This is a genomic window from Flavobacterium sp. CLA17, from assembly GCF_013112255.2.
GTDB classification, from domain to species: Bacteria; Bacteroidota; Bacteroidia; order Flavobacteriales; family Flavobacteriaceae; genus Flavobacterium; species Flavobacterium circumlabens.
Genome location: NZ_CP068294.1, coordinates 809,416 through 834,166, shown reverse-complemented (window position 1 = coordinate 834,166; position 24,751 = coordinate 809,416). Strand labels below are relative to the sequence as shown.

Below are 24,751 nucleotides of genomic sequence, written 5' to 3'. Positions count from 1 at the left end.
AAAGTGCTACTGCAAAAGCTAGTTTTATTTTTCTTAGCCGGAAATTACTCAAAAGGAAATTTACATATCTTTACAACTAAGCGATAAGTTGCCGCTACTGCGTAAATCCGCGGAACGTTAGTGGTAACCCTTAAACAATCTAACACTAACAAGAAATGAACTTTAAAGGTGGAACAATAATTATCGGCTCGTTGCTTTGGGACAAGACACCAATCAGACATAAATGGCGGACACTTTGTTTAAATGAAATTTCGACAAAGACACCTGTTAAAGTCAAAATTCGTTACGGACGACAATCGCAATCAAGACAGAATACCTATTCAATGATTTTTTCTAATCATCACTCAACGGAATACGGGCAAGCATATGTTTTAGGATTTAAAGAAATAATTAAAAATGCGAGAATATTAGAAAGTCAAGCATTCGCTTTAGCAAGTGCAGAAGGACTTTGGGGAGACAAACCTTCATTAAACAAATCTTGGGGAACAGTTGGATTGCTTGTAAATCCAAACATTGACAGTAAAGACAAAACAGGTGCCGACATTATAAAAAAAAGATGGGCTGAAATTTATCAGAACTACACGAACACATTCAAATCAACCAAATACTGCATAGACAATGAAACACCAGTGATTGACGACAACGGGTTTCTAAAAATTGACTGGACAGAAGAAATGAATGATTACGATTTTCTTATTGCGACACCAGTTGTTCCTAATATTAAAAAAGTGTTGACAGCAAAGGAAATTGCAGACGTAATGAAAGACAATAATTACTTTGAGTATTTCGAAAACAACGCAGCTAACGACATAACGACATTTCAAGACAATGAAATTAGACAATCGCTTGGACGATAAAAAGGCAGCTAACATCGGTTTGGCGATATGGCGGGTGAAGTGCTTTAATGAACATTCTGCAAGGTTCAACGACAGTAATTATATTGAACTTTTGTACTAAATTTCCGCTACATCGCCAAGTAGGAAAACTTAGCTGCAATGGTTAAAAAAATCAGACATTATGATAAAAAATGAACCAGAATTATTGATTGCTAAAGATTTATCTTTTACAGGTATTCTACATGATGTAAGAAAATCTGGAACAAGTCTATCGCCAATCTTCGAAGCCTTTACAAATGCCTTAGAAGCTATAAAGATTAAGCGTAATGTCGATAAGCATTTTACGAAGGGTGAAATTAATATCTCAATTTACACTGAAGAATTGACTGATGGCACAACTGATTTAAAATCATTATCAATCAAAGATAATGGAATAGGATTTAATGAAAAAGAATTTTCACGTTTTAATACTTTTAAAGACAATTCAAAAGGATACAAAAATTTAGGTTCTGGGAGATTACAATATGTTCATTATTTCGACAAAACAAATATAAAAAGTGTTTTCGATGAAAATGGTCAATTATATGAAAGAGAGTTTACAGTATCAAAAAGCCAACCATTTCTGAGTAAAAATGCAATAGTAAAATCATTACACTGTTTAGCATCTGAGGAGAAAAAAACATACACAAACATTTCTTTCAATAATCTTTTAGAACCAAACAATATTTATAATACACTAAACGACAAAAGTTTAAAAGAGGAATTACTCAAGCGTTATCTCCATTATTTTTGTTTTAACTCTGACTCTCTCCCAGATATAAAAATTAACTTTTATGTTTTCGGAGAACTACAATCAACTTCACGAATTGAACGAACAGATATTCCCCAGTTTGATAAGAAAGAAGACTTTAGCGTTCCTTACAGTCGATTAAGTAATGATGCAAAATCAATTGAAAAAACTGATCGAGAAGAGAAACTCGATATAACAACTTTTAAAATACCAAAAAAACTATTAGATCATAATGACCTCAAACTAATTTCTAAAGGTGAAGTTGTTGAAGAAACTAAAATAAGCTTAAAGGGTATTTCGAAAAATGATAATATTGCTGGAAACAAATATTTGGTTTTGGTATCAGGAAACTATATTGACGATAAAGACACAAATATTCGCGGTGAATTGGACATTCAATCACGAACTCCAAAAGCATTTAATGCATTTAATAGTGAAGTGATTTTCCTTGAAGATATTGAGAATGGTGTAAATGATAAACTTTTAAATTTATATCCAGAAATTGAAAAAATAATAGAAAAGCATAGTAATGAACTTCAAGAACTAAAGGAAATGTTTCTAATTGAGGATGAAGAAGAAGTGGACATTTCGATAAATGACGACGATAAAAGAATTCTAGAGAAGTATTATGAAGCACAAGCAAAAAAGGAAGCCAGGCTTGACGCAACTATTAAACAGTCTATTGATAAATTGGAAAATTTAGATACAACTGCCGGCAACTATGAAGAGGAACTTGAAAAGCAAATAAATGCCATAGTAAAAATTCTTCCTGAGCAAAACAAGCGTACGTTAAGTCATTATGTTGCTAGAAGAAAATTAGTAATCGAATTGTTTTCAAAAATTAACGACAAGAAATTAAAAACTCAAAATGATGGTTCAAGGGAAAAAGATGAAGCTTTAATTCATAATCTATTATTTCATCAAAAATCAACTAATACATATGGAAGTGACTTGTGGATTTTGAACGAAGAATTTATATATTTTAAAGGTAACTCTGAATTTAAACTTAAAGATATTGAATTAGAGGGGAAAAAGATTTTTAAAGAGGAGTTTGAAAAAGAGGAGTTGGACTATTTAAAATCGTTAAGTGAAAGTAGATTAGACAAAAGGCCAGACGTTTTGCTTTTTCCAGAAGAAGGAAAATGCATCATTATTGAGTTTAAAGCACCGCTTGTTAACGCTTCTGACCATTTAACGCAGATTAACAAATATGCGTCTTTGATAAGGAACTACACAAACGATGAATTTGAGATTAAAATATTTTATGGTTACTTAATTGGAGAAGGAATTGAAGCAAAAGATGTACAAGGTAGCGTAAGCACTTTTGAACATTCTTACCATTTAGATTACTTGTTTAGTCCTTCACAACGTGTAATTGGTTTTGATGGAAAAGAAAATGGCGCAATTTATACCGAAGTCCTAAAGTATAGCTCAATACTTAAGAGAGCTGAATTGAGAAATAAAATATTTATTGAAAAATTGGGATTTAAAATGTAGCACTGCAGCTAACAGCGGTTTCAAGAAATGGCGGAAAAATTCACGTTTTTCTTTCGCAAGAAAACTATCTTTGAAAAATATGCGTTTACGCAGTTCGCCACTTCTTGAAGCTACGAAACGCTACCAAATAATCACTTTAAATTTTCCAAAAACATCAAAATTGACATTAGGGGTTCGATTGCCTATATTTATCTCCCATAATTGATTTGTTTAATGGGGAAATTATTAGTTATGATTTATCTGAAAGACCAAATTTTAACCAAATTACATCGATGCTTAAAAAGTCTTTTGAAAAAATACCCGATCAAACTAATTTAATACTACACTCAGACCAAGGATGGCAGTATCAAATGAAACAATATCAATCTTTATTAAAACAAAAAGGAATCAAACAAAGCATGTCAAGAAAAGGAAATTGTCTTGACAACGCGGTAATAGAAAATTTCTTCGGAATAATAAAATCAGAACTTTTTTATCTTAAAAAATACAGTTCTATTAATCAATTAAAACAAGAAATAGTTGAATATATAAATTACTATAATAATGATAGAATAAAACTAAATCTAAAAGGAATGAGCCCGATACAATATCGAGCTCATTATTATCAAATTTAATTATAAATTCGTCTAAACTTTTGGGTGCAGTCTAAAGACAGTGGCGTTATTTTTTTATAAGCTTTTTTACTATAAATAACAGCTTGATCTAAGCTTTTAGCAATTTATAGATTAATGCAGCCTAAGCCAGCAAGAGAATTAATTATCAAATTCATTCGGTGCAATGCATTCCTTCCAATATTCCATTATTTTAAAAATAGTATTTTTAAGCGCAGCGTGAGAGTTAGGTTTTACAAAAAATCCCTGTACAGATAATGCATAAGCATCCATCACTGATTTTTTATTTGCATTGGTAGTAAAAAATAAATACGGGATACACTTTACCTGCAATTGCTCATTCGTATGTACCTTACTCCGTAATTCAAACCCGTTGATTTTTGGCATATTAATATCTGACAATATCAAAAATGGTGTGATTTCATTCTTATTGAGGTATGCAAGTGCCTCATTGCCGTCCTCGAAAAACACAATCTCATTTTTGTACGCCAGACTTTTAAAGATCTCACTTAAAAATTCTTGGTCATCTTTATCATCTTCGATAACGATTACCGGTCCATTTTTGTTCATATTATAATCCATTTTGGGCTGTAATGCCAGTGAATATTGCAAGGTAACTGTTATTGTCATTCACCGCATAATCAAGGAAGAATTGTCATAATTTGTAAATACCTGTTTTGCAGATAACCAATACTTTTCATGATTATAATTACGTTTTGTCTTAATTCCAAAAATTCACGTCTTAAATCTTTTATATCGAAAATAGGCATCAGCTTACGATGCAGCATCTTCAATGGTAATTTTAAAAGGTAATTGAACAATGCAATTGCAGCGAGCCCCGCTACTATACTAGTTAAAGCTGTAACAATAAGTTTTTTTACACTATGAGAATTGAACCCTATTGTCAGGCATTTTATAAACATAATAACTGTCCAGATTAAAAAAATAATGCAAGTTGCTGCACACGCAACTAACAAAATGATTTCTGTCCAAACTGAGGAAAAATCACATACTGAAATTATGGTATTTGGGAATGGAAAAGCAGGAATTAAAAAGCAGACAACGTGAAAAATATTTTTTTGCATGGGCGTGTAGTTAAATGAAAAATCATTGATGAAAAGCTTCCCTAAGGTAATGCTTGTTAAGTCCAATTTTATTTAAATCAGAACTCAAAATATCAATAATAGCCGTTCTGGAATTTAAATCAATTTTTTGCAATAGATTATTATTTGAATTCGCATAATCTCTGATAGCAGAGCAGTCCATTTTGCGAATAATATAGTCCATACAGTTAAGTATATTTTCAGTTACCGAAAAATCGGTCCCGTAATTTTTTTGCGACATTGCCTCCAATACAAGTTGATCCAACAAGACATTTTCAATAACTAAATTATTCTTCCTGAAATAAATTTTAAAGGCTTTAATGACTTCCCGAACCTTCGGTTTATTAACCAGCATAAGCTTCTGAATACCAATATCTGTTTTAAAACGCGTTCCGGTCTGCCAAAAATAATCTGGCCTGGCATAAAGGTTCAGTTTTCTATCTGCCAAATAATTTCCGGTTTCTCTTCCATACACAACATCAATACTAACCGGTGTGGAAAGATTATGAAAAAAGACGTTTGTTGCTTTTTTCCTTTTTGTAACGATTGCCTTCCTACCGTATAAATTATCAATTGTATTATGTATGGTAGTTGACATATTTGCAAGCGATCCAAAGCTATTATATTTTCTTACGGCTAACACAACATCCGCGTCATAACAAGAACCCAAAGCAGTTCCTTTCTTAAGAGAGCCCACATCTTCAGGAAAGATTACTAATTCATTTTCAAACTTGTCATACAACGTTTCCTTAACTTCCGTTTTTATAGTTTGAACTACTTTATATTTCATAGGATTGCTTTTTACATTTTCCTCTTTCAGGATTTTTTTTATAAATGCATCAGACGAAAATGACTCGCCACAAGCTTTTTGGAATTTTGACCTGTAAATTTCGTTTCCAACAATTCCTCCCGAAATGGCGCCCATTGCCGTCCATTTCAGCGTCCTGAATCCATCGAAATTGTCCCAGTTAAATTTGTTGCCGTTACGTTTTTGCTCGTCATGTTGTCGCCATACATCTACCAATGCGGAAATACCTGCAACGACAATAGCTGCACTAAATATATGTTTATCTTGCTTTCTCATTTCCTCTTAATTTGGATGTTCTCCACCACCGAGCCATTTTCCTGTAGCATGCCACAATTCATAGTAATAAAGCCATAATATCGTCCACGGTATAATCGTATCACTAATATAATCCGTTCTTTTGAATTCGGCGTACTTTGGCATGTAAAGGCATAGCGTCTTTTGGGAATACATATGTGGTATTTTTTCTCCTTTTACATTTGCAACTAATTTAGGATTCAATATCCTAACCTGTATAGTATCGCCTTTCATAATGCCAAGCTGTATTTCTATATTATAGGCTTCACTCCTCGACGTAGGACGTAACTTTCCGGTCGCTACCAGGTCAACAGCATCAAACTGGACATCCCAGTTGGGATACTTCGCCTTCAGAACACTGGCCTGCTGTGCTAAGGTTTTATTCCTTATTAAATTTTTAATCTTCATTAATCGCCGAAAAAGGTATTACTCTTAACCGCCGAAGTACTAACCGCACCGGCGGCTCCCAACATTCCCGTATTTCTATTGATACCAAGTTCATTTGCTGATCTTGCTTTTTCAATGATATTTGCTTGAGATTCCTGCGCACGAAGATATAAATCATCCCCAAAAAGCCCTTTCAGAATCCTGCTTTCAGAAATAATCCCATGCTTCTTTTTAAGTTCCTGCCACTCAAAATACAAATGCTCGGCAAATGCTTTGAATGCTGTATAATATTCCGGCTCCGTTTCCCACTTGTCAGTGAAGTCTTCCGCAGAGTTGACAGGATTAAGCACTTTAATCCTCGCAGGCATATACATTGTATGCTGCCGTATGCGGTTTACAATATTTTCAACCGTCAGGAAAATGCTTTCTTCTCCATTATAAAATTGGCCTGCAATCGTTGTCAGTACTATACTTGATGTCTTATACGTATCGTCTTTTTGAAAATAAATGTCTCTGTATCGCTTGATCAACTGTACGCCCCTTTGTAACGGTTTTTTATTTTCGTAATCATTTTCGGGTAGTTTTTCGGCACGCAATGCTTTCAGTAAAATGCTGGTCTTGGCCATATTTACCTGATTCATAAACCATTTCGAGTAACCTCGCGGATTACTGCTTACCCAATATCCCAATGCCCTGTCCGGAACGCAAAGCTTGTCTTCATCCCACTCATTTTCCTGTATACCGGGCAGGATATCCATGTGGAAATCTCCGGCATAATTTAAACGGATGCAACGGTTTTTCAACTCCATTTTTTCCTTATAAGCAGCGTGCTCTGACAATCGCCTTTTAAGTTCGGAATAGATTTTTTCCGGTGTATGTTGGTTCCAATTCGTTTTTAAGTGTAGAGCGATATCCAGATCAAATTCGTCTTTCCCGATAGGTTTTACAGTTGTTCTGATTTTCACGGAACCGTGAGGATACAACTCATACTTAAAAGGCTTGAAAAAAAGTTCGTCAGTCTCGATCCACTTTTTAATTGCCTCATAGTGCTGAATCATCAGCTCATATCTTGTTTGGTCTAACTGTAGCGATTCCGCCATTCTGTCCAACAGGTCGTCCAATTGGACGTTTTCATCTTGAAATGTAATCATTTTGGCAGGATTTTAAAGGTGTGGGGTAATATTCTAATGCCATCATTGGTAGCGCCTTTGCTTATTTCTTCGGGCGTAACAAAAGCGATGTTTGGATTGTTTTTCAACGCGCTTATTGCGTTTTTCTGTGCATCATTTTCAAGCCGGAGTTCGAAAATATCCGCATGCCGGAACTGGTCAATAGGATAATCTTCATTGCACAAGATCCCTTCCTGGTGTTTGCCGATATAAGCGTATTTAATATGTTTGAAAGCATCAGCGGGTACAAGTCCAGACTCAACAAGTTCTTCGCAAAATTCCCTCCACGGATCTATTTCACGGTTTTCCCGACTATCAAACCATTTGAAAAATTCTGTCAACTTTTTACGTTTCGTCATGATCAACCTTAAATCATGTTCCGTTGCGCCGTCGCGCGGAACGTGATTACACGGTGTAATTCCGAGATTATCAAAATTCGCACGGTTCTCCTCTTTAAAATATTTGTAGGCTCCTCCGACGGGCTGAAAACCCACGAAATCATTTTTATGCCGCTTTATCAGCATATACTTTCCGTTGCACTCTATCCTGAATAGGTAAGCAACAGTTAGTCTTACTGGCTTATTCGGTTTCCATATCTTTGGCCAAAGCAGTTTCCACCTTTTCTTATTTTCAAAAATGAACACAATGAAATCGATGCAACTGGCAATCGCCAAACCCAGAGCTATTTTGAATACAGTACCCTGTGTTTCTCCTTTCTCAAGAAAAACACAGGATACCAATCCAAGTATTCCAATGACGAAGCTAATTTTACCTTTTGCGCTCATTGATTATCCTTTTGGCGGAAAACTGTCTTTACCATAAGTATTGCGCTCCCTGATCTGGCCATTCCTGCCGTGAACGAGCATTTCCGAACCTTGGTTAATTGCAAATTTCCGGGCGATTTGAACCGCCTCTTTTTGCGTTGACACTACCTTGGTAACTTTACTGTTACCCGCGCCTCTGATTGCCCAGTTGTCACCTTTTGGCACAACATGCTGATTTTTTTTAGTCATGATGATTAAAATTTAAAAATTAGTATTACCTTTGTTTCATATATAAGACAAATGTCAATCTTGTTGCAGCAAAGATATTAAGAATTTTTATATGTTGCACCAATGAAACAATGTTTAATTAATAAAACTTATCAACATGCAGTCAACACTTAACACAGACCTTTTAGCAGGGATGTTAAAAAGTAAAAGAGCAAGTAAGGGTTTGAGAGCTGTCGCTGAAGAAATTGGCAATGTCAGTGCAGCAACACTATCAAGAATAGAACAAGGGAAAATACCAGATGTCGATACATTTATCAGTATTTGTAACTGGTTGAAAGTAACTACCGATACTTTTATTTTGGGGGATACTTCAAATAAACCTACTTCAAATAAAGAGCATGTGGTTGCTCACCTTCGGGCAGAAAAAGAATTGAGTCAGGACACAGTCAACATGCTTATTAAGATGATTGATATGGCATACGACACCAAATAAGTGTAGACAAAATTGGCAACGCAAACAACGCTCATACGTGGATTTAAGGCAAAGGCCGAACGCATCGCAACTGAATGTCGCGAGAAACTTGGTATACATGCATGTGCACCGCTTTGTGCTTTTAAGCTTGCAAATTACTTAAAGATTCCCATTTATAGAGCTACTGACTTTATCACCGATGCTGCTGAACTCAAAAAGTTAGAAGGTATCGATTGCGAGGGATACGGATGGAGTGCCTTAACGATGATTACCAAAGCAGGTAATCGTATTATCATTCATAATAATTACCATGTTCCTGCAAGACAACAAAGTGACATTATGCACGAGATTGCCCATATTATTTGCGAACATGAAGTTAAATTACCACCGCAAGGAATTAATTTACCTTTAGGGATGCGTGATTTTGATAAATCCCAGGAAGATGAAGCTATATATCTCGGCGCCACCTTACAACTGTCACGACCATGCCTTTTATGGGCTAAGAAAAACAATATGACCAATGCTGCAATTGCCGCCCATTTTAATGCGAGTATGGAAATGGTAAACTTCAGAATCGGTTCCACAGGGATTAACAAGCAGTTTTCTTTTCGAAAAAATCAGGTAAATTAGTTGCTGCATGATAGTAATTAATTTAGAAGACACCATCTTACCTGAAACGGCTAGTGCCGACTTGATGGAATATACTTTCCTGTCGCCACAGACTAACGGCCGGGACGTTGAATTGATCGTCAGGTTGATTAAGTTCTACACTTTTTGAGCTTTCAAAAAAGTTAACACGGAATCAGGTGCTCGATTGCAGTTTCCAATCACTCTATAGATTATTAAACCTCAGTATACTGAGGTTTTTGTAGACTACACATACAGTTCTTTTCCACAGGTGTTCGATACTACCCTGACAGATTAAATATAGACCACTTTTGGTTTATTTAATAATAAAATAAGCAGACCCCTAAGTAAAATGCTTATCTATAATTTTTTGCTTATACAAATTGAATAGTGCTATATAGCTTTATCAAAATACTGTAAATCAATTAATTATAAATTTTAAAATGAGTTGAATAGCGTTAGAATTGGCACAAGGTGTTCGACTGTGATCCCTGACAGCCCACAAAAGACAAAAAACGCCAATGGAAGACATTGGCGTTTTTTTTTCTCTAAATCGGATCAAAATTAGGATCATTTAGCAAGTTTTTACGTAAAGTCCTCCATTATTTTACTTTTATGGTTTATAAAAACCAAAATTACCCTGAAAATTATTCTAAAATTAATTTTACCCCCACTAAACTAATTTTACCCCAAAAGCAAATAATAGAATAGTTTGGTGTTAAATCAAAACAATTTTACCCTTTTTTTGACAATAAAAACTAAATTTACCTTTATGAAATTAGTTTTACCTCAAAAAACAGAAAGTAAATGAAAAAAGTAGGGTTTACATGGCTTAAGGAAAAACTAAATATTCAAGGTTTTCAACTGACGCATGAATCATATATCGGAACAACGGATAAGACCGAATTAAGTACAACAAATTCCGTTGTACGAACATTCAAATCGAAATATGATGTAAATATTGACCATCCAATGTCTCACTTAGAATTCGCATTGAAATATGATGATTTTAACCTCGCATTCATCAAGGAAATTTTCACCTCTGTTGATCACCAAATTATAGTTGACTACATCAGAGAAAATCCAAATAGAAAATATCCAAGAATCATTGGTTACTTATATGAGTTTACTGGAGGTAAATCTATTGAAATTGAAATTACTGCAACTAATTACGAGAATATATTAAACTCATCTCGATATATAACTGGAGATATTACAAAAATAACTAAATGGAAAGTAAATGATAATCTTCTAGGGCAAAACAAATTCTGCCCTATAATAAGAAGAACTGCTGAACTTAGCGAATTACTCGATTGGAATATTGAAGAAGCTATTGAAAATCTAAAATACGAATATTCTCCAGAAATTTTTAAACGAGCAAGCTATTATCTTTATAAAAAAGAATCAAAATCTTCCAGTGAAATAGAGAAAGAAGAACCATCACAAGACAGAATGGAAAAGTTCATAGCATTACTGGAAGAAGCAGTACAAAAAACTTTTGAAGAATCATTATCAGAAACCGAATTGGTACGTTTACAAAACATCATAGTTGATCCTAGATATGCAGATCATAGTTTTAGGAACTTTCAAAACTATATTGGTCAAACAATGAGAGACTATACACAGAAAGTACATTACGTATGCCCTCCTCCAGAATATGTAAAATCTCTTATGCAAGGGATACTCGACTTAAATAAAAAAAACAGTTCTACTAAAACAATTATAAAAGCCTCAATGGTATCATTTGGATATGTATATATCCATCCATTTGAAGATGGTAACGGAAGGATACATCGTTTTCTTATTCATGATATTCTGGTACGTGACGGTATTGTACCTAATGGAACGATACTTCCTGTTTCTGCTCAAATACTTGCCAATATGGGTGAATACGACACTATTTTAGAGTTACTTTCTAAATTGATTGAACGAAAGGTAAAATATAATCTTGATGATACAGAAAAGATGATTGTTAATAACGCTTCAGAAATAGAAGCGATATATCGATTTCCAGATCTAACCAATCATACCGTGTTTTTGGCAAGAGCAATACAAGCTACAGTTAATAATGATATTCCAGAAGAACTGTATTTTCTTCAATGCTATGATAAACTTAAAGACGATATACAAAACATAGTTGATATGCCCGATAATAAAGTTGACCGTATGATTTTGTTTCTTCATCAAAACAAAGGAAAACTGGCAAGTCGTAAACGTGATTTTTACAAGGAGCTGAGTGATGATGAAATAGAGCAAATGCAACAAGCTTATGATCAAGTATTCTTAAAGAAAAAACACATAAACGAATAAAACATCTGATCAAATAACACTATAAATCATTAGGTATTTTTAAATTCTAGAGATCAAACAATGTCTTCATCAACACCACTAGATACAACTCAACTATTCAAATCTATTTTTATGGGTAGAGAAGATGTATTTGCTGTTCGTTGGGAGAAGTCAGGAAAGTCAGGCTATACACCAGCTTATCAATATGATCCATATCATTATCGAGTACATAAAATGAATGGAGGAACTTTTCAAAATTATCCTCATAAAACTTATTTGCCTTTTAACGAAAACGAAATCCAAAAACATTTAGAAGGTATTTAGCAAATAGGAGTTTACCCATTACTCACAAATAACACTTCATGGTTTTTGGTAGCTGATTTTGATAAACAAAATTGGAAATAAGAAGCTGTAAATTTCCTAAATGCTTGTAATGAAAAAAATATTCCCGTCTATTTGGAGCGTTCACGTTCAGACAATGGTGGGCACGTTTGGATATTTTTTGATAAGCCACAACTGCTGTACGAAGTCTCGAAACTTCGCACAGCAATAATTTTCATGAGAACACTTCGCGGAGCCGAGAAATCCCTATCATAAGCTGCATTCTTAAAAACACGAAAAATCCTGTTTTTAAAACAATACTTCCTTTATATTTGTTTGCAACTAAACGAAGTTTTTTCACAGACTAACGTTAGAAATAATTTAATCCCAAAACAAAAAACCAACAACTTTTAATCATATCATAGATGAATATGTACAGATTTTTAATCTTAATTTGTTTTTTATCAATCTCAAAAAATTGTCTTGCACAACACTTACTATTGAAAGATTTAGATAATGATAACATAAAAGATGAGATAATTTTTGATAAAAAAAATGCTCAAATAATATGCAAATTGTCAACGCAAAATTCTATCGCGATTAGAAGTAAAGAATTAGAAGATTTAAACGATAGCTCAGGAATTAAATTAACAAAAAGTGGATTTCAGTTTTACAATCACTCCATGAGATCGGGGTATTATTGTCAATTTAAATACAATCTAACGGAAAATAGAATTCAGCTGATTGGAATGAGTAGATATAATCTTGGAGATGCGATGCAAAATGGCAGTGGCGAATCGAGCGTAAATTTATTAACCAATAAATATATTGGTGAATGGATCCGGTTCGATGAAAAAACTCAAAAACACGTTAAGGTCCCGACAATAAAAAGAGCATATAATATTAAAAAGGTTTATTTAGAAGATTTTAGCGTTAAGCAACCTGATAACTTTGTTGATTTTTGTGACAATCTCAGAAACATAAATATCTATAAATAACTACCTGACTCTCCGAAGTGTTTTTAAAAACTACAACAGCTGGGCGAAATCTCCCGCCTTTGTTCCATACCAATTTTCTTTTTGCAATTTCTTTAAGGTTTCTTATCAATAGCTTTTATAAACAACTATCAAAAAAATATTTTCTATCGGTATTACTTTATCTGTAATCATTTTACTACATTTGATGTTATTTAAAACAACATAAAGTCTGAAAAAATCGCCGTTGTAAATAAAAATTAAAAATTAACTGTACAACTATTCTGTTGAAAAATTTATGTTGAAATAAAAAATACAACAAAATATTTACAACACTTTTGTTGTAAAGCGAGAGTGAAAATTAAATTTTCAACAACACTAAAATATAATAACCATAATTTGAGTGACAGTATTCTATTTACATCTTACAAGTCACGGCTTACATGTTACATTTTTTTACGTATCTCTAATTTTTTTATTCATAATTATTATCTTTGAAGGATGAGCACAGCAACAAAACCAAACCACATAGGGCGAAAAATCAGCCGTATTCGTGAACTGAAAGACATGAAACAGGAAGCATTGGCCCAGGCTTTAGGAACCAATCAGCAGGCAGTTTCAATTATGGAAAACAGCGAGACCATAGAAGAAGAAAAATTAATAGAAGTGGCAAAGGCGCTTGGTGTAAGTGTAGAGGCAATTAAAAATTTCTCAGAAGAAGGCGTATTTAATTATTTTAATACTTTCAATGAAAGTCATGGAAATTTTGGCAACTTTGGCAATGGTTCTACTTGCAACTTTAACCCTTTAGATAAAGTAATTGAACTATACGAACGTTTGGTTCAGGCTGAAAAAGATAAGGTTGAATATTTAGAAAAGATGCTAAAGGATAAATAACCTTTAGAAAAAAGATACAGCATAGTAAGGAGCTGTCTCAAACTGAGGCAGCTCCTTTTATTTTAGCTTGTTTTACTCCTGTTTTCTACAAACACATTGCAAAACCACAAAACATATTAATTATTTCATTAAACTGATATTGGTAAGACCACCATCCGAAAGAATTTCGGTACCTACTATAAAAGACGACTCATCTGAGGCTAAAAATACAGCGGCATGCCCAATGTCAGACGGAAGTCCTTGTCTGCCTACCGGCGTAATGTCGATCCACATTTGTTTTACCTGATCTAAATGTTCCTCCGGTACAAGTTTTCCGAAAACAGGTGTATCAATAGAACCCGGCGACAGCGCATTCACTCTTATTTTTCGTGGCAATAAATCGAGCGACAAACCTTTGGCGAATGCTATAATCGCGGCTTTTGCTGCTGCATAAATAGCCATACCGGGTGCCGCGCGATGAGCCGCACTTGATCCTATTAGTATGATCGATGCACCGTCATTTAAATACGGAAGTGCTTTTTGTACGGTGAAATAGGCACTTTTCAAATTAAGATTCATATAGCTATCATAATTTTCTTCTGTAACTTGATCTATGGTACCCATTTGTTGACCGTCTACAACACCTCCTGCATTTACGACCAAGACATCGATTTTACCGAATGTATCGAAAGTCTTTTTGAATGTATTTTCCAGATCATTGCTATTCGTGACATCTCCCGCAATGCTGATAAAATCTGCACCCAGGATTGCTACAGCATCGTTTAATGTTTTCTCATTTCTTCCCGTAATGGCACCCACAGCTCCTTCGTTTCTGAATGCTTCCGCAATACCGAATCCAATGCCGCTATTACCGCCTGTAACTACTGCTACTTTATTTTTTAGTTTGCTCATTTTGCTTTGTTTTAATTTTTTAACAGCTGAAATTTATATCCCGTAAATGCCTCCTGAAACAGAAATTTTTTCTCCCGTAATCCACCCAGCATCATCAGAGGCAAGAAATACGGCAACTTTTGCAATATCTTCCGGCTGTCCTGTACGGCCAAGTGGTGTAGTGGCCACCAATTTTGCTTCGAAATCACTGCCAATAAAGCCGGCGCTATGTGAACCTTCTGTTTCTACTACACCCGGTAAAATAGAATTGATACGGATATTTCTTCCGCTAAATTCTTTCGACAAAGAAATCGTAATCGCGTCTAAGGCTGCTTTGGTAGCAGAATATACGGCACCTGTTGGCAACGGTGTATTACTTGCACCGGAGCTGATATTGATAATATTCCCTCCTTTTTCACCAAACAATTTCAGAGCCGCCTGAATGGAAAACAGGGATCCCAAAACGTTGGTATTAAATTGCCTGTGAAAGGATTCCTCTAAGGCTTCTTCGATGGGTGCATATTGATAAATACCGGCATTATTTACCAGAATATCCAATGTTCCAAAAGCATTTTTTGTTGCTTCAAACAGTTTTGTCACGTCTGCTTCTACAGATACATCTGCCTGTACCGCAATAGCAATTCCTCCATTATACGTTATGGCTTTTACTACTTTCTCTGCATCTTCTTTACTTGATGCATAGTTTACAACAACTTTTGCGCCCTCTGCTGCAAAATATTGGGCAATAGAAGCTCCGATTCCTTTTGAAGCGCCTGTAACTATGGCTACTTTGTTATTTAATTTACTCATTTTATACTTTTTTATAATATTAAAGATGCAAATGTAGAACACATTAATTACTTTTAGTAACTTTGTAACTAAAAGTAACAGTAACCTTGAAGTAACAAAGTAACCTCTTATGGATTGTAACTACCGCGAAAAAGAAAAGCACAAAAAAGAGATGATGGCCGTCCAGGATTCAATGGATGTGTTGAGTGGAAAATGGAAAATAGCTATTATTTCCTCGATTTGTTATTATAACAAAAGAAGATTTTCTGATATTCTCAACGATGTAGTGGGTATCTCGAACAAAATGCTGAGCAAGGAATTGAAAGAATTAGAAATCAACAAACTAATCAAACGCACCGTTTTAGATACTCAGCCAGTAAGTATTGAATATGTACTTACAGAACATGGTAAAACCCTTCAGACTATAATTAACAATCTGACCGATTGGGGAATCGAGCACCGAAAAAAAATAATAGAAGAATAATTTTTTAGTACTTAAACAGTGCTCCTAAGCAGCCATATTTAATTTTCACTGGGTTCTTAATCTTTCAAGAATTAAGGAGGAAAAGCTTTTGACTCCTGTTTTTATACACTCTTCATCAACCTCAAAATTTGGAGCGTGATTCATTGCAGTAATGCCTTTTTGAATGTTAGAACCTCCAAGAAAAAAGTAAACTCCGGGAATCTTTTGTTGAAAATAGGCAAAATCATCATTAAAAAAAGGAACCTGGCCATAATCCATAACCACGAAACCTTTTCCATAAATATTATCAAGAGTTTTAACTGCGATGTTCGTTAACTTTTCGTCATTAAGGATTGTCGGGTTTTCCTGTATATAGGAAACAGAAAGCAATTTGTCAGCATAACCGCTTGATTCTATTACTTGTTTAATTTTAGGTATAATGGCTTCCAGTTTAGAGGAATCTGCCTCATACAAATATGCTTCTAAAAAAAATGCTCCGTTTTTAGAATACGTGATAAAATTCTCATCCATTATGAGGTAATCTTTGAAAATTGTATTGGAGTTCATCAGTCCGATGTTGGGATCACTGATCTGTTGTATTTCCCATGGCTTACTGCCAGTACTGGCACGAGATAAAAAGTGGTGTATTTTTTTTGTCAGTTCTTTTGCTTCGCCATTAGATAATTCATCTTTAAGCTGAATCCGTACTCTTTTTTGACAGGCAAACATTTCATTTGTTTTAACCATTATCTGCCCCACAGGTAACGCCGTTACATGCAAGGCATAAATTTCGTCAGGATCAATTTGCGAAAGCAAACCTTTGGCAATCATATTTTTTGCTCCAATAAATGTTTCTTCCTCAGGCTGAAAAATAAAATAGACTGTGCCATGCAAGGCACTTTTATTTTTTGCAAGTACTTCAGCAATTCCTAATGCAATTGCCATGTGAACATCGTGACCGCATCCGTGCTGTACCCCTTTTACAGTAGATTTGAAATCAGCTTTATCAGGAAAATCATTTGGAAGAGCGTCCATCTCGGCTCTCCAGGCAATGCTCTTCCCTTTTTTACCTCCTTTTAAAATGCCTACAACACCGTATCCATAGCTATTGGTCTTAACCTGAAGTCCTAAACCCAACAAATATTGTTTTATGATTTCCTGAGTTTGTTTTTCTTTGCCTGCCAATTCCGGATTTTCGTGAAAGTCTCTTCTAATTTTCACTAATTTTTCAAAAATTCTGTCAGTCTCTAATTTAATAGATTCCTGATTTAAAATTACATTCTTTTGCTGACCGCTAACAAGCTGTGGTTGGCAAATAACCAGAATTATAAAAAGTAACGATAATAAAAAATGATTTTTCATTTAATTTTTTTTGAGAGTTTTTCTTCCAGATGTCGGCTAACTTATGTATAGCAGCAATTAAATAATATCAATATCACTTGTTCTGGCTAACTTTTCAACATAAATTATTTTCCTGCAAGCGAATGTAAAAAATATTTTTGCTATTAGTTATAAACTTTTCTAAATTGAAAAGAAAAAGTGCCCAACTTAATCTTATAGAAATTTTCTTCAAATCCTAATAAAATGAATTGCGAGGACTATCATAAAACCCCCATCTCTCCTGAGTATTCCTGCTATCCTGACAAGAGCTCAAAAAAACCTCTCGTTTCTGAGAGGTTTTTCTAATTGAACTTATGTAAAAGACAGGAATCTATTTTTCAAAAAAAATCAGTCACTGACAGTTTTTTTTATTTTTCAGATTGATTTTTGGGTCTTTTTATTAGAAAGTAAACACAAACGACAAAGACAATCAGGTAAATAACTGCCAGTGCCGGCTGCTCAAATCTTAGCGTTTTAAAGTCGAATTGCTTAAACAATGTTACCCCTAAAATGATTGCTACAACTAAAAGAGTAAAGGATACTGGTTTTCTATTTTCCATAATTTTAATGTTTTATAAGTGTGTCAATTAGTATTCCTATCACAATAGCAAGAATTACCAAAGTTATCATTCCCAACAGATAGGCTGCAAAGGCCTTCACATAACTCATTAGTTTATTTTTGTCAAAAAATTGTCCAATAGCCCAACTGCAATAAGCTAAACTTGCAATAGTTGCAATTTGTAATAAGTTAATTTTTGTCAAACCCTCGAGTAGGGCGAAAACTGCAAAAATCAGCATACCAATTCCGGTTACGAAACAGAGCAGAATTAGAATCTCAAAAAAATTGTAACCGTACTTTCTAAAGAAAATCTTTGTCCATATCGCAATAAATACCCCTTCTATTATATTGGCATAACCATAATGATCCTGGGACCATTTAAAAATTACACCTACAGTTGATGTACTACTTTCGTCCGGTTTTAAGTAGCCGTCCTCAATATGGAAAAAATGATTTACAAATGAATAAATCAAAGAAGTTATAATTATAAAAATAATAGGTTTTACAAGTCGGCTTCTGTTTTCCAGGAGAAATTGTTTTATATTTTCTCCCGGTCTGGTGATTAATTCTCTTATGGTATAGAGAATACCTCTTTCAAAATGCAAAACATGTTCAATTTCGTGCGTTATATAATGTCTGTCAATTCTTTTTAAACTCATTGGCTGCCCACACTCCGGACAGTAATTCTGAGTTGCTTCTGCATTACAATTTTTACAATTCATTTGTTTAATTCTAGTAATTTTGTAAAATTCTTTATTTACGTTTTTTATTATAAAATTGCCAATAACCTACAAATTCAAGTTGTAAAATAACACAATATCAAATTTTTATAATCGGTTTTTAAGAAATAAGATTACTTTTCCTAAAGCGAATATAAGAAATATTTTTACTACAATTTAATAACTTTTTTTAAATCGAAACAGAAATGTTTGTTCAGAATTGGTTTATTTAAATTGTTTAAATCTTCTATAAAAAAACAGACAAAAAGATAAGTAATACTACCAAAACCTGCAAATCATCCAAATTTAGTACTTAACTGAAAAATTGTATTTTTGTTTATTACTCAATTCGTAAAATAACCGTTAATCCAACCGTAGAAACAAGTTCACTACAAATCTAAATTGATTGAAATGGAAAACACTGAAGAAACATTTGGAGAGTTCCTTATTACAACAGACAAAACAAAACTGGATCTTGTAGCCATTCATGATTTTCTGTCGAAAGATTCAGGCTGGAGCGATAATATTCCATTTGAAAAAGTAAAAACGTCCATCGATAATTCCCTGAATTTTGGGCTTTTCCACAACAGCAAACAAATAGGTTTTGCCAGGGTTATATCTGACTTTTCTACGATTGCCTATTTAGGCGACATTTATGTTTTGGACGCTTATCGTGGACAGGGCCTTTCGAAAAAACTAATGGAAAGTGTGATGACGCATCCCAATCTGCAAGGTTTAAGACGCTGGATTTTACTAACTTCAACCGCGGACTGGTTATATAAAAAATATGGTTTTACTCCATTACCCAAACCGGAAATTTATATGGAACTTTTCAATCCGGAGGTTTACAAAAAATAATTAAGAAGTAAAGAGAGAACTTTTAACCTGATAAAAACGGAATATTCCCTAATTTAAACATAACAACGCAAACCATTAAAAATCATACTTTTACTTTCTATTAATTCAAAATTTCGAAACATGGAACCTAAAATGATATGGGGAAATTTATCCTCAGACGATCTAAAAGCGACATATGAATTCTATACCAAACTGGGATTTGAATCGAACAACAAATACAGTTCGGATGAGAATGCAAGTTTCAACTTTGGCAAAGACAAATTCATTATCAATTTCTTTAAAAGATCAAAATTGGAAACGGATATCAATGGCGCAATCGGACACTGGAAAACACAAAGTGAAGTTATCTTTTCACTTTCTGCAACCACCAGAGAAGAAGTTGACGGCTGGCGCGAAAAAGTTATTGAAGCCGGCGGAAGCGTTTTATCTGAACCTCAAAATTACGAACAGGGTTATACCTTTTGCTTTGCGGATCCGGATGGCCATAAGTTTAATGTTTTGTATTGGCCGGGCATGTAATAAAAAACCAATTACTATTTAAAGAAGCCGTCAATACTTCCTTTTCAGTGAAAGCAACAAATTTACTTCCATTGTAGTTTTTCTTCAATTAAACCTTATTTTTGATAAAAAAACAGCAATGAATAGATTGGTATTTTTAAGTATTGTGGCTGCCATTGGTATTTCTGTTTCGCTGCTTCTTGCTTTTTTCTTACTTACCGTAAAGACAAGCAATAAACAGGCTAACAGATTATTTGCCGCTTTTCTTATTTTATCAGCAATTGACCTCAGTGGTTTCTTTATTTTCGATTTTATCAGCAGCCACTTAAATTTAGAGATTTTCAGATGGACCACTTCTCTACTCGGCATGCCTTTGTTTTATCTCTACGTTTTATCGGTTTGTTATACTGACTTTAAATTAAAGGCAAAACATTTACTGCATACGATTCCATTTATACTGGTCAATTTAATTTTAACTCCGAGATTCTATCTGGCCGATGGTATCGAAAAAAGCCGTGTTTTTGAAGTTCATAATAAAATGCCGGAAATGTATTCTTTCCAGCTTATAGTCGAAATTCAGTACGTATTCTACATCATAAGTGTCTTACTGATTCTCAAAAAGTACAGAGAAGTCTATCTTGAAAATTATGCTAATGCCAGCACTTCGACCTATAAATGGCTCATGCAAATGACCATTGTCTTTTTTGCGGCACACAGCATTGTAGCCACCAAAAATTTACTGCGTTATACGGCTTTCCATGATATATTTCTTTGGGCAAATGTATTCGTAGGATTGTTTGCCTTATGCATTACCTGCTGGTTTGTTTTAAAGGCACTGAATTATCCTGAACTTTTCAGGGGTATCAACTCGAAATTAGAACTGGCAAAAGATATTCTTCCCAAGTCGGACAATATTTCAGCTGAATCCAAAAACAGTACGGGTCCTGTTATCGCTTCGCAAATCGAAAGTTTAAAAGAATACATGACTGCCCAGGAACCGTATCTTGATCCTTCCCTTACCATTCAGCAACTTTCAAATCAGATTAATATACCAGTTCGTGAGCTGTCGGTTTTAATCAATCATCATATGAATCAGCATTTTTTTGATTTTGTAAATGAATACCGCATTCAAAAAGCCATGGGAATTTTAAAAAACCAGGGCAAAAAGGATCTTACAATTTTAGAAATCTTATATGAAGTGGGCTTTAATTCAAAATCATCTTTTAATACTTCTTTCAAAAAATACACGGAACTCACCCCAACTGCTTACAGAAACAGCTCACAGTAAGCTGTTTGTAAAAAGTCGTACTCCACAGCCATAAAAGTCGAACCAATTTCTAGAGATGAAATTGGTTCGACTTTTTTTTATCGGTCGCCTGCCGGATATTTCTAAAGCAACTTTGTCTCAAATTAATCACAAGCTTAAAATTAGAAATCATGAAAAAAGCAAACCTCTTTATTTTTTTACTATTGCCATTATTTTGTTTAGCGCAATCAACATTCCAATTAAAAGGAAAAATAACAGACGAAACCGCTGCATTACCTTGGGAAAATATTGTAGTCTTCTCTCCAGAAGGAAAAATCGTTGACGGAACTGCCAGTAAAGAAGATGGTACTTTTGAAATCACTATCAGTAAAGGATTTTACAAAATAAAGATAAGCCCGCAAGGTTTAATGAATTGGGAAAAGGATATTCTTATTGAAAAAGACATTGATCTGGGTTTAATTCTCCTGACTAAAAAGACAAATAACCTGGATGAAGTTGTTATTACCACAAAAAAAAGAACCATCGAACAAAAAATTGACCGCCTGATTTATAATGTTGAAAATAATGTTTCAACCACCGGAGGCGATGCCCTTAGCGCGATCAATACAGCACCCGGAGTAGTCGTACAAAACAATACCATCAATATATTAGGAAAAGGTTCATCTCGTGTCATGATCGATGGCCGTATTGTGGAGTTGTCAGGTGAAGAACTAAATAGTTTCCTGAAATCAATTTCGGCAAATGACATCAAAAACATCGAAATTATAACTAATCCGCCAGCAAAATATGACGCAAATGGCACTGGCGGACTTATTAATATCAACTTAAAAAAAGGAACACGGGATTCCTGGAAGAATACTACCACGCTTTCTTACGATCAAAACAAATATGGTAATTATACGCTGCGAAACAACTTCTTTTACAACAAAAACAAATTTCGATTTAGTATGACTGCAAATGCAAAATCAGGCTATAGAAATGCTGATGAAAATTTAAAACTTTATTTCCCTGACGGACTACAGCATATGAATGCACAATCAAAAATCAACGAAGACAATCTTTCGGGAAAATTGGCTTTAGATTATGATATCTCTGAACGTACTACAGTTGGTTTTCAGTATCTGAACGATCGTAAAAACCCAAATTTCAAATCAGACATTATCATTAAGAATTATGATACTGAAAACAAGATGAACAGCATTGTTTTGAATGATGGTTTCAACAACAAAAATTCAGGTAATCAAACCTACAATTTGCACTTGCTGACCAAATTAGATACGTTGAATCGAAAATTTTCAGTAGATGTTGATTATTTCAATTACGATTCTAAATTCGATCGTGATTTCACCACAAGAAAATATACACCGGACATGATTTTTATAAGTCTGGATCAATACGGAAGAAATATTTCTAATCAGAATATTGACAACAGAAGTGTAAAAGCCGATATGGAACATCCGCTTGAATTTGTGAATTTGTCTTATGGCACTAAAGTAAGTTTTACAAAAAGCGAAAGCAGTCTGCTTTCTTACGACAACAGGAGCGGAACTCCCATTGTAGACCTGAATCAATCTAATGAATTTGAATACCAAGAAAACAATCAGGCAATTTACGTCAGCGGAAATAAGAAATTCAATGATAAATTTAATCTTCAATTAGGATTAAGAGCCGAAAACACACAAACTAATGGATATTCGGCGAATTTAAATCAGGAGATCAAAAACAACTATTTTATGTTATTTCCAACCTTTTATCTTACTTACAAAAAGAACGAGAATAACAGTTTTAACTTCAATTATGGAAAAAGAATCAACAGACCCCGTTTTGACTTATTAAATCCGTTCCGCACGTACATTAACAGTAACAGTTATTCTGAAGGGAATCCATTCTTAAAACCTTCGTTTAGTAATAATTTTGAAGTATCACATTCTTATAAAGAAATTTTACGAACCAGTTTTTTCATAAATACTATTACCGATGGTTATGGTGTAATCTTCACTTCAGATCCGGCAACGAATACACAGGTGGTCACCAGAGAAAATTATTATAAAGGAATCAATTATGGTTTCGGAGAAAGTTATACCGCTGAAATTACGAATTGGTGGTCTACAGAAAACACTTTATATCTGTTGGGTTCGAAAACGACGTTTACTTCAGGAATCAATGCTACTCCGACCAACGGTCTTCAGCTTGATTTTTCTACCAGCAATACTTTTTCATTAGGCGAAGCAACAAAATTACAGGTAGATTACACCTATAGTTCGCCCGTAAAAAGCGGATTATATACTGTAGGCTATATGTCAGGTTTGAATATTGCCCTAAAGCAAAATCTTTTTAAGAAAAGCATGCAGATTGCCTTTCTGGCCAATGATATTTTCAATACCGCTTATTTAAAAGATTTTGTTTCTGTAGTGAATGGCATAAAACAGGTTTACAGCCAAAATGAAAGCAGTCGTTTTTTTAGATTTTCTGTAATTTACAATTTCGGAAATACTAAAATAAGCGTCAAACAAAGAGATTTCGGAAATGAAGAAGAGAAAAGAAGATTGGCAAAATAAAAAGATAAAAGCTCCATTTTTGAAAGTGGAGCTTTTATCTTTTTATTTTATAAGTTATTCTACTTTTACATCCCTTCCCGAACCTTAAATTCCGCCTGAAGCAAATAGTTTGAATGATCACAATACATTTACCACTAAAAACTTTGCAGGAACTAGCTTTTTAGCGAATAGTTTTAATTAAGATCTTACAGGCCGTTAGATTAGTACATTCTGAGTAAATATCCTATTTGCTTTTCACTGGTCTAAAACCAAAGGATTATAATTCGACACATTCTATCTCCATCATATCCTCAGTTATTGTTTGTGGGCGTTTCCCTTTGGGTCGGGCTCTACGCTAAATCTTTTGCGGGATTGGTTTGGGGTGCTTTAAGAGATTTACGTTCCCCGCAAAAGGATACCGCTGCGATCCCTAACGCAGTTTAAGGGTAATTTGAGATCTGTTTTCAAAAGAATCCCAAACAGCCCCTCCAGCCTTGCGCCCCTTGCAATTTAATACCATTCAAAAACTCCTTTGCGGACTTTGCGTTTAAATTCCACGATTCAACATAAAACAAAAAACCCTGTTTCGTTTGAAACAGGGTTTTTAAAAAGAAAGGCGACGACATACTCTCCCACATAACTGCAGTACCATCTGCGCAGGCGGGCTTAACTACTCTGTTCGGGATGGGAAGAGGTGAGCCCCGCCGCAATAACCACCTTAAGGTCGTTGTTACTTGAGGTAAC

The 24,751-nt window shown here is 34.3% G+C and carries 24 protein-coding genes, 1 rRNA gene and 1 pseudogene; 14 read left to right on the top strand and 12 right to left on the bottom strand.

Features of this window, described 5'->3' with window-relative positions:
* Positions 1-155: 155 nt before the first annotated feature.
* The 3 genes and pseudogenes from HAV12_RS03530 to HAV12_RS03520 form a co-directional block, all read left to right on the top strand.
* Positions 156-857 carry a hypothetical protein gene (locus tag HAV12_RS03530; protein WP_171568512.1) on the top strand — a complete coding sequence of 234 codons (702 nt, stop codon included), beginning with the start codon at positions 156-158 and terminating at the stop codon, positions 855-857.
* Between the two features lie 160 nt (positions 858-1,017).
* The gene (locus HAV12_RS03525) at positions 1,018-3,123 is read left to right on the top strand and encodes an ATP-binding protein (RefSeq protein ID WP_171568511.1); all 2,106 of its coding nucleotides are present in this window, start codon (positions 1,018-1,020) and stop codon (positions 3,121-3,123) included.
* Positions 3,124-3,305: 182 nt separating this feature from the next.
* Positions 3,306-3,737, top strand: a pseudogene (locus HAV12_RS03520) (IS3 family transposase); the annotation flags it as partial.
* A gap of 138 nt (positions 3,738-3,875) precedes the next feature.
* Here the strand turns inward: HAV12_RS03520 and HAV12_RS03515 are convergent.
* The 6 genes from HAV12_RS03515 to HAV12_RS03490 all read right to left on the bottom strand — a co-directional run bounded on the left by HAV12_RS03515 (position 3,876) and on the right by HAV12_RS03490 (position 8,508).
* The gene (locus HAV12_RS03515) at positions 3,876-4,364 is read right to left on the bottom strand and encodes a response regulator (protein WP_240345228.1); all 489 of its coding nucleotides are present in this window, start codon (positions 4,362-4,364) and stop codon (positions 3,876-3,878) included.
* A 477-nt stretch (positions 4,365-4,841) separates the two neighbouring features.
* Complete coding sequence (locus HAV12_RS03510) at positions 4,842-5,921, bottom strand: hypothetical protein (RefSeq protein WP_171568504.1); 1,080 nt, start codon at positions 5,919-5,921, stop codon at positions 4,842-4,844.
* A gap of 6 nt (positions 5,922-5,927) precedes the next feature.
* Entirely contained in the window at positions 5,928-6,173 is a 246-nt protein-coding gene (locus HAV12_RS03505) for a hypothetical protein (RefSeq protein WP_205423348.1), read from the bottom strand.
* Between the two features lie 173 nt (positions 6,174-6,346).
* Positions 6,347-7,477 carry a nucleotidyltransferase gene (locus HAV12_RS03500; protein WP_171568500.1) on the bottom strand — a complete coding sequence of 377 codons (1,131 nt, stop codon included), beginning with the start codon at positions 7,475-7,477 and terminating at the stop codon, positions 6,347-6,349.
* On the bottom strand, positions 7,474-8,280 hold the full coding sequence (locus tag HAV12_RS03495; RefSeq protein WP_171568497.1) for a hypothetical protein: 807 nt from the start codon (positions 8,278-8,280) through the stop codon (positions 7,474-7,476). The genes HAV12_RS03500 and HAV12_RS03495 overlap by 4 nt, the downstream gene beginning before the upstream one ends.
* 3 nt (positions 8,281-8,283) lie before the next feature.
* Positions 8,284-8,508 (bottom strand): DUF2188 domain-containing protein, encoded by a 225-nt coding sequence (locus HAV12_RS03490; protein ID WP_171568495.1) that lies wholly within the window; start codon positions 8,506-8,508, stop codon positions 8,284-8,286.
* 136 nt (positions 8,509-8,644) lie between these two features.
* Here HAV12_RS03490 and HAV12_RS03485 point away from each other — a divergent pair, with 136 nt between their 5' ends.
* The 6 genes from HAV12_RS03485 to HAV12_RS03460 all read left to right on the top strand — a co-directional run bounded on the left by HAV12_RS03485 (position 8,645) and on the right by HAV12_RS03460 (position 14,067).
* Positions 8,645-8,980 (top strand): helix-turn-helix domain-containing protein, encoded by a 336-nt coding sequence (locus HAV12_RS03485; RefSeq protein ID WP_171568493.1) that lies wholly within the window; start codon positions 8,645-8,647, stop codon positions 8,978-8,980.
* 12 nt (positions 8,981-8,992) lie between these two features.
* Positions 8,993-9,589, top strand: coding sequence for an ImmA/IrrE family metallo-endopeptidase (locus HAV12_RS03480; protein WP_171568492.1), 597 nt, complete (start codon positions 8,993-8,995; stop codon positions 9,587-9,589).
* Positions 9,590-10,393: 804 nt separating this feature from the next.
* Entirely contained in the window at positions 10,394-11,896 is a 1,503-nt protein-coding gene (locus HAV12_RS03475; protein ID WP_171568489.1) for a Fic family protein, read from the top strand.
* Positions 11,897-12,007: 111 nt separating this feature from the next.
* Positions 12,008-12,199: a hypothetical protein gene (locus HAV12_RS03470; RefSeq protein WP_205423347.1), complete on the top strand. Its 192-nt coding sequence runs from the start codon at positions 12,008-12,010 to the stop codon at positions 12,197-12,199.
* A gap of 497 nt (positions 12,200-12,696) precedes the next feature.
* Positions 12,697-13,194, top strand: coding sequence for a hypothetical protein (locus HAV12_RS03465; RefSeq protein ID WP_205423346.1), 498 nt, complete (start codon positions 12,697-12,699; stop codon positions 13,192-13,194).
* A gap of 477 nt (positions 13,195-13,671) precedes the next feature.
* Positions 13,672-14,067, top strand: coding sequence for a helix-turn-helix domain-containing protein (locus HAV12_RS03460; protein ID WP_171568484.1), 396 nt, complete (start codon positions 13,672-13,674; stop codon positions 14,065-14,067).
* Between the two features lie 120 nt (positions 14,068-14,187).
* Here HAV12_RS03460 and HAV12_RS03455 read toward each other — a convergent pair whose 3' ends face one another.
* Together HAV12_RS03455 and HAV12_RS03450 are read right to left on the bottom strand one after the other, a co-directional pair.
* Positions 14,188-14,958, bottom strand: a complete 771-nt coding sequence (locus HAV12_RS03455; protein ID WP_171568482.1) for an SDR family oxidoreductase — start codon at positions 14,956-14,958, stop codon at positions 14,188-14,190.
* A gap of 33 nt (positions 14,959-14,991) precedes the next feature.
* On the bottom strand, positions 14,992-15,747 hold the full coding sequence (locus HAV12_RS03450) for an SDR family NAD(P)-dependent oxidoreductase (protein WP_171568481.1): 756 nt from the start codon (positions 15,745-15,747) through the stop codon (positions 14,992-14,994).
* A gap of 109 nt (positions 15,748-15,856) precedes the next feature.
* Between HAV12_RS03450 and HAV12_RS03445 the strand changes: the two genes are divergently transcribed.
* Positions 15,857-16,210 carry a helix-turn-helix domain-containing protein gene (locus HAV12_RS03445; protein ID WP_171568479.1) on the top strand — a complete coding sequence of 118 codons (354 nt, stop codon included), beginning with the start codon at positions 15,857-15,859 and terminating at the stop codon, positions 16,208-16,210.
* Between the two features lie 45 nt (positions 16,211-16,255).
* On the opposite strand, the gene HAV12_RS03440 is transcribed toward HAV12_RS03445, so the two are convergent.
* From HAV12_RS03440 to HAV12_RS03430, 3 genes are all read right to left on the bottom strand, one after another.
* Positions 16,256-17,551: a M20 family metallopeptidase gene (locus HAV12_RS03440; protein ID WP_171568478.1), complete on the bottom strand. Its 1,296-nt coding sequence runs from the start codon at positions 17,549-17,551 to the stop codon at positions 16,256-16,258.
* 386 nt (positions 17,552-17,937) lie between these two features.
* Positions 17,938-18,129 carry a hypothetical protein gene (locus HAV12_RS03435; protein ID WP_132036287.1) on the bottom strand — a complete coding sequence of 64 codons (192 nt, stop codon included), beginning with the start codon at positions 18,127-18,129 and terminating at the stop codon, positions 17,938-17,940.
* A gap of 4 nt (positions 18,130-18,133) precedes the next feature.
* Complete coding sequence (locus HAV12_RS03430) at positions 18,134-18,850, bottom strand: DUF3667 domain-containing protein (RefSeq protein ID WP_171568474.1); 717 nt, start codon at positions 18,848-18,850, stop codon at positions 18,134-18,136.
* A gap of 408 nt (positions 18,851-19,258) precedes the next feature.
* Here HAV12_RS03430 and HAV12_RS03425 point away from each other — a divergent pair, with 408 nt between their 5' ends.
* The 4 genes from HAV12_RS03425 (at position 19,259) to HAV12_RS03410 (ending at position 24,028) form a co-directional block, all read left to right on the top strand.
* Positions 19,259-19,705 (top strand): GNAT family N-acetyltransferase, encoded by a 447-nt coding sequence (locus HAV12_RS03425; RefSeq protein ID WP_171568473.1) that lies wholly within the window; start codon positions 19,259-19,261, stop codon positions 19,703-19,705.
* A 120-nt stretch (positions 19,706-19,825) separates the two neighbouring features.
* On the top strand, positions 19,826-20,224 hold the full coding sequence (locus HAV12_RS03420) for a VOC family protein (protein WP_171568471.1): 399 nt from the start codon (positions 19,826-19,828) through the stop codon (positions 20,222-20,224).
* A 118-nt stretch (positions 20,225-20,342) separates the two neighbouring features.
* Positions 20,343-21,491: an AraC family transcriptional regulator gene (locus HAV12_RS03415; protein WP_171568469.1), complete on the top strand. Its 1,149-nt coding sequence runs from the start codon at positions 20,343-20,345 to the stop codon at positions 21,489-21,491.
* Between the two features lie 149 nt (positions 21,492-21,640).
* Entirely contained in the window at positions 21,641-24,028 is a 2,388-nt protein-coding gene (locus tag HAV12_RS03410; RefSeq protein WP_171568468.1) for a TonB-dependent receptor domain-containing protein, read from the top strand.
* A gap of 590 nt (positions 24,029-24,618) precedes the next feature.
* Here the strand turns inward: HAV12_RS03410 and rrf are convergent.
* Positions 24,619-24,728 (bottom strand): 5S ribosomal RNA (rrf, locus tag HAV12_RS03405).
* Positions 24,729-24,751 lie beyond the last annotated feature (23 nt).

Coding starts and splice junctions, on each gene's coding strand:
- HAV12_RS03510 (WP_171568504.1), bottom strand. CDS start 5,921: ATGAGAAAGCAAGATAAACATATATTTAGTGCAGCTATTGTCGTTGCA.
- HAV12_RS03420 (WP_171568471.1), top strand. CDS start 19,826: ATGGAACCTAAAATGATATGGGGAAATTTATCCTCAGACGATCTAAAA.
- HAV12_RS03430 (WP_171568474.1), bottom strand. CDS start 18,850: ATGAATTGTAAAAATTGTAATGCAGAAGCAACTCAGAATTACTGTCCG.
- HAV12_RS03450 (WP_171568481.1), bottom strand. CDS start 15,747: ATGAGTAAATTAAATAACAAAGTAGCCATAGTTACAGGCGCTTCAAAA.
- HAV12_RS03525 (WP_171568511.1), top strand. CDS start 1,018: ATGATAAAAAATGAACCAGAATTATTGATTGCTAAAGATTTATCTTTT.
- HAV12_RS03485 (WP_171568493.1), top strand. CDS start 8,645: ATGCAGTCAACACTTAACACAGACCTTTTAGCAGGGATGTTAAAAAGT.
- HAV12_RS03505 (WP_205423348.1), bottom strand. CDS start 6,173: ATGAAAGGCGATACTATACAGGTTAGGATATTGAATCCTAAATTAGTT.
- HAV12_RS03470 (WP_205423347.1), top strand. CDS start 12,008: ATGGGTAGAGAAGATGTATTTGCTGTTCGTTGGGAGAAGTCAGGAAAG.
- HAV12_RS03415 (WP_171568469.1), top strand. CDS start 20,343: ATGAATAGATTGGTATTTTTAAGTATTGTGGCTGCCATTGGTATTTCT.
- HAV12_RS03440 (WP_171568478.1), bottom strand. CDS start 17,551: ATGAAAAATCATTTTTTATTATCGTTACTTTTTATAATTCTGGTTATT.
- HAV12_RS03460 (WP_171568484.1), top strand. CDS start 13,672: ATGAGCACAGCAACAAAACCAAACCACATAGGGCGAAAAATCAGCCGT.
- HAV12_RS03435 (WP_132036287.1), bottom strand. CDS start 18,129: ATGGAAAATAGAAAACCAGTATCCTTTACTCTTTTAGTTGTAGCAATC.
- HAV12_RS03530 (WP_171568512.1), top strand. CDS start 156: ATGAACTTTAAAGGTGGAACAATAATTATCGGCTCGTTGCTTTGGGAC.
- HAV12_RS03490 (WP_171568495.1), bottom strand. CDS start 8,508: ATGACTAAAAAAAATCAGCATGTTGTGCCAAAAGGTGACAACTGGGCA.
- HAV12_RS03475 (WP_171568489.1), top strand. CDS start 10,394: ATGAAAAAAGTAGGGTTTACATGGCTTAAGGAAAAACTAAATATTCAA.
- HAV12_RS03500 (WP_171568500.1), bottom strand. CDS start 7,477: ATGATTACATTTCAAGATGAAAACGTCCAATTGGACGACCTGTTGGAC.
- HAV12_RS03410 (WP_171568468.1), top strand. CDS start 21,641: ATGAAAAAAGCAAACCTCTTTATTTTTTTACTATTGCCATTATTTTGT.
- HAV12_RS03455 (WP_171568482.1), bottom strand. CDS start 14,958: ATGAGCAAACTAAAAAATAAAGTAGCAGTAGTTACAGGCGGTAATAGC.
- HAV12_RS03495 (WP_171568497.1), bottom strand. CDS start 8,280: ATGAGCGCAAAAGGTAAAATTAGCTTCGTCATTGGAATACTTGGATTG.
- HAV12_RS03445 (WP_171568479.1), top strand. CDS start 15,857: ATGGATTGTAACTACCGCGAAAAAGAAAAGCACAAAAAAGAGATGATG.
- HAV12_RS03425 (WP_171568473.1), top strand. CDS start 19,259: ATGGAAAACACTGAAGAAACATTTGGAGAGTTCCTTATTACAACAGAC.
- HAV12_RS03515 (WP_240345228.1), bottom strand. CDS start 4,364: ATGACAATAACAGTTACCTTGCAATATTCACTGGCATTACAGCCCAAA.